At 69.2% G+C, this 4,215-nt stretch carries 4 protein-coding genes, 1 other RNA gene and 1 pseudogene; 2 read left to right on the top strand and 4 right to left on the bottom strand.

The features are described 5' to 3' along the window. Positions 1–1,146 (bottom strand): NAD(P)/FAD-dependent oxidoreductase (locus RMP09_RS07270; RefSeq protein ID WP_409559694.1); only part of this gene is annotated, 1,146 nt, incomplete at its 3' end. Positions 1,147–1,232: 86 nt separating this feature from the next. Here RMP09_RS07270 and RMP09_RS07265 point away from each other — a divergent pair. Together RMP09_RS07265 and rnpB are read left to right on the top strand one after the other, a co-directional pair. Then, on the top strand, positions 1,233–2,588 hold the full coding sequence (locus RMP09_RS07265; RefSeq protein ID WP_409559695.1) for an MATE family efflux transporter: 1,356 nt from the start codon (positions 1,233–1,235) through the stop codon (positions 2,586–2,588). Positions 2,589–2,619: 31 nt separating this feature from the next. Continuing rightward, an RNA gene (rnpB, locus tag RMP09_RS07260) (RNase P RNA component class A) lies at positions 2,620–2,980 on the top strand. A 9-nt stretch (positions 2,981–2,989) separates the two neighbouring features. On the opposite strand, the gene RMP09_RS07255 is transcribed toward rnpB, so the two are convergent. The 3 genes and pseudogenes from RMP09_RS07255 to RMP09_RS07245 form a co-directional block, all read right to left on the bottom strand. Next, a complete protein-coding gene (locus RMP09_RS07255; RefSeq protein ID WP_310565303.1) occupies positions 2,990–3,400 on the bottom strand; it encodes a low affinity iron permease family protein in 411 nt (136 codons plus the stop codon). 102 nt (positions 3,401–3,502) lie between these two features. After that, the gene (locus RMP09_RS07250) at positions 3,503–3,796 is read right to left on the bottom strand and encodes a c-type cytochrome (RefSeq protein WP_310565302.1); all 294 of its coding nucleotides are present in this window, start codon (positions 3,794–3,796) and stop codon (positions 3,503–3,505) included. A gap of 17 nt (positions 3,797–3,813) precedes the next feature. After that, a pseudogene (locus RMP09_RS07245) lies at positions 3,814–4,215 on the bottom strand (MBL fold metallo-hydrolase); the annotation flags it as partial.

Raw genomic sequence — 4,215 nt, 5'->3', positions numbered from 1 at the left:
GGCCACCACCGTGCCGCCCGGGCACATGCAGAAGCTGTAGACCGCGCGGCCGTTCTGGGCGTGGTGCACCAGCTTGTAGTCGGCCGCGCCCAGCAGCGGGTGGCCCGCGTGGCGGCCCCAGCGGGCGCGGTCGATCACGCTCTGCGGGTGCTCGATGCGGAAGCCCACCGAGAAAGGTTTGGCTTCCAGGAACACGCCCGCGTCGTGCAGCAGGGCGAAGGTGTCGCGCGAGCTGTGGCCCAGCGCGAACACGGCACGGTGCGCCGGCATCTCGACCGTCTCGCCCGTGTCCAGCCGCTGCACGCGCAGGGCGGCCAGTTGCTGCTGGCCGTTGGCGGCGGGTGCCAGCGCCACGCCCACCACCTGCTGCTGGAAGCGGATCTCGCCGCCCAGTGCGACGATCTTCTCGCGCATGGCCTCGACCACCTTGACCAGCTTGAAGGTGCCGATGTGCGGGTGCGCCTGGTACAGGATCTCGGGCGGCGCGCCGGCATCGACGAACTCGTTCATCACCTTGCGGCCGAGGAAGCGCGGGTCCTTGATCTGGCTGTAGAGCTTGCCGTCGGAGAACAGGCCGGCGCCGCCCTCGCCGTACTGCACGTTGCTCTGCGGGTTCAGCACCTTCTTGCGCCACAGGCCCCAGGTGTCCTTGGTGCGCTCGCGCACCGGCTTGCCGCGTTCGAGCACGATGGGGCGCAGGCCCATCTGCGCCAGCGCCAGCGCGGTGAACAGGCCACACGGCCCCAGGCCGACCACCACCGGGCGGTCGGCTTCGGTGGCCGGCCAGCCGGCGGGCGCCTGCCCGGGCGCGTGCCAGACCATGTCGGGCGTGGGCTGGATGTGCGGGTGCTTGTCGTGCTGCGCCAGCAGGGCCGCCTCCTGCGCCGGGTCGGTCAGCGTGACGTCGACGATGTAGACCGCCAGCAGATCGGCCTTGCGCGCGTCGAAGCTGCGCTTGAACACCGTCAGGCCGGCGATGCCGTCGGGCGCGATGCCCAGCGCCTGCGCGGCCAGCCGGGTGAGGGCTTCCACCGGGTGCGGCGGTGGCACGCGGTCCTGATCGGTTTCGGTGGGGGCGTCGGCGGCGCGGCGGTGCTCGGCGGGCACCTCGGCCAGGGGCAGTTTGAGTTCGGCGATGCGGATCATGGTGTCGTGGGGCTTGTGTTCATCAAGCAGCGAGGGGCCGTATTGTCGCCGGAGACAATCACCGCATGACCCCGTCCGCCGCCCGTGTGCCCGTCCCCTCCGTCAAGCCCCTGTGGCGCGTCTACCTGGTGTTCCTGGTGCCCATGGTGCTGTCGAACATCCTGCAGGGCCTCTCGGGCACGCTCAACGGCATCTACATCGGCCAGATGCTGGGCACCCACGCGCTGGCAGCGGTCTCGGGCATGTTCCCCATCGTGTTCTTCTTCATCTCGCTGATCATCGGCCTGGGCGCGGGCGCTTCGGTGCTGATCGGCCAGGCCTGGGGCGCGCGCGAGCCGCACAAGGTCAAGCAGGTCGCCGGCACCGCGCTCACCCTGGGGGCGCTGATCGGCCTGGTGGCTGCGGTGGCGGGCACGGTGTTCGCCCGCGAGGCCATGACCGCGCTGGGCACGCCGGCCGATGTGCTGGACGACGCGGTGGCCTACGCCCGCATGATGATGCTGTTCATGCCGCTGCTGCTGGTGTTCATCCTGCTCACGCAGCTGCTGCGCGGCGTCAGCGACACCGTCTCGCCCCTGCTGGCACTGCTGCTGTCGACCACGGTGGGCCTGGCGCTGACGCCGCTGCTGATCAAGGGCTGGATCGGGCTGCCGCCGCTGGGCATCCGCAGCGCGGCGCTGGCCGGCTTGGTCTCGACCACCACCGCCCTGGGGTTTCTGGTGTTGCGGCTGCGGCGCCTGAACCACGTGCTGGCGCCCGACCGCGCGTTGCTGCACGCGCTCCGGCTGGACCGCGCCATCCTCGGCCAGGTGATGCGCATCGGCCTGCCGACCGGCCTGCAGATGGTGGTGATCTCGCTGTCGGAGCTGGTCATCCTCGCGCTGGTCAACCGCCACGGTTCGCAGGCCACGGCGGCCTACGGGGCGGTGACGCAGATCGTCAACTACGTGCAGTTCCCGGCGCTCTCGATCGCCATCACCGCGTCCATCCTGGCGGCGCAGTCCATCGGTGCCGGCCGCATCGAGCGCTTGGGCGCCATTCTGAAGACGGGGCTGGGCCTGAACGCGGCGCTCACTGGCGGCCTCGTGCTGCTGGGCTACGCCGTCTCGGGCTGGGCGCTGGGCCTGTTCCTGACGCAGGCGCCGGTCATGGCGCAGGCGCAGCATCTGCTGCACCTGATGCTCTGGAGCATCCTGGTGTTCGGTTTCCAGGCGGTGATCGGCGGCGTCATGCGCGCCAGCGGCGACGTGCTGGTGCCGATGGCGATCTCGGTGTTCTGCATCCTGGGCGTGCAGCTGCCGGTGGCGCATGGGCTGGACGCGCGGCTGGGGCTGGCGGGCATCTGGATCGCCTTCCCGGTGGCCTATGTGGCCATGCTGGTGCTGCAGTCGGGCTACTACCTGGGCGTGTGGCGGCACCGCAAGATCCGAAAACTCATCTGAGGGGGCTGGCGTGAGGGATAATCCCGCCCGTGAAGCGCGCCAGACCGCCGCTGGTGCAACCTCGCAAGAGGACCCGAAAGGGAGCACTGGAGGAACGTCCGGACTGCACAGGACAGCGTAGGAGGTAACACCTCTCCACCGACCAGTTTGAAGGGGCAACCCGGAGAGCCCTAAGGTGAGGATCAGAGCAACAGAGACGAGCCGCTTCAGTGCGGGTGAAACGGGCAATCTCTACGCGCAGCAATACCAAATAGGCCAGCGTTGATGTGGTTCCGCGGAGCTGGCGGGTAGGTAGCACCGAGCCGGGTGGGCAACCCCCGGCCCAGAGGAATGGCGGTCACATCCGGGGCAACCCGGGTGCACAGAATCCGGCTTATCGGCGCGCTTCACACTTTATTTCTTCAGGCCTCGGGCGTGTCCGTGTCCTGTGCCCCCCGGTCCAGCCGGGTGCGGGCGGCGGCTGCCAGCGCCAGGTACCGCGCCTTGAACGCGTCGAGCGTTTCTTCTTCCAGTTCTTCCAGGTCCAGCAGGGCGTTGTGCGCGCCCTGGGTGGCGCGGATGAGTTCGTCGAGCTTGACCTGGATCGCCTCGGTGTCGCGGTTCTGCGTGTTCTGGATCAGGAACACCATCAGGAAGGTGATGATGGTGGTGCCGGTGTTGATGACCAGCTGCCAGGTGTCGCTGAAGCCGAACAGCGGCCCGGTCAGCAGCCAGATCCCGACGACCGCCACCGCGAGCGTGAACACGCGCGGGCGGCCACAAAAGTGGGCCGCGGCTTTGGCGAAGCGCGAATACCAGCGGGTGTTTTGCATGGCGAGGTCCTTTGCTGCGAATGGAACCTGAATGGCCGCGTCCAGCGCGGCCAGTTGGTCGTGGATGTTGGCGACGCAGGGGAGGGCGGATGGCCCAGCCGCTCAGCGGCCGCCGTCGACCAGCCAGCGCACAAAGCGCTCGGCCTCCTCGGCGCTGATGCGTTCGTGCGCCGGCACGCCGCCGAACAGGTGGTGTTCACGCAGATGGGCCGAGAGCTTGGTGATCTCGGCTTCGTTGCCACGGGCGGTGGCGTAGCGCGAGGCGAGTTCGGCCATGGTCGGCGCTTTGCCGCGCGGCGGGCTGCCGTGGCAGCTCAGGCAGCCTTTTTCGAGGGCCAGGTTCATGCTGGCTGACGCGGGCACCACCCAGGTCACGAGCGCGAAGGCCAGAACCATGGGTACAGGGTGGCGCGTCATGCGTTGAACCCGCCCAGGCTCTGGATGTGTTCGACATGCGCCAGCATCGAGCGTTTGGCCACCGGCCACAGGCGTTCGGGCACGTCGTCGTAGGCGATCTTCACCCAGTCGTCCATCGTTCCGTCGGGGATGGCCTGCATCGCGCCGGCGACCTTGGCTTCGCGTGCCAGGCGGTGGGCCTTGAGGTGGGCGATGGCGGCGCGGGCGCCGCCGTGCCCGGGGCTGCTGGGGTGGTCCGCGCTGCGCGGGTGGTCGCCCAGCACGTACCCGTGCGCGGGCAGGATGAAGTGCACGCCGTGCGCAGCGCACAGCCGGTCGAGCTTGTCCAGCGAATCGAGGTAGTCGCCCATGTGGCCGTCGGGCGGGTCGATCACGGTGGTGCTGCCGTTGAGGATGTG

Origin of the sequence: Hydrogenophaga sp. (genome assembly GCF_031426985.1) — a bacterium.
Lineage (GTDB): Bacteria > Pseudomonadota > Gammaproteobacteria > Burkholderiales > Burkholderiaceae_C > Hydrogenophaga.
Note: the sequence above shows the minus strand (reverse complement) of the source record. Positions and strands in the feature narration are given on the sequence as shown.

What these genes read in the sequence shown, in the direction of transcription:
- RMP09_RS07250 (WP_310565302.1), bottom strand. Translation starts at nt 3,796, where the DNA reads ATGGTTCTGGCCTTCGCGCTCGTGACCTGGGTGGTGCCCGCGTCAGCC.
- RMP09_RS07255 (WP_310565303.1), bottom strand. Translation starts at nt 3,400, where the DNA reads ATGCAAAACACCCGCTGGTATTCGCGCTTCGCCAAAGCCGCGGCCCAC.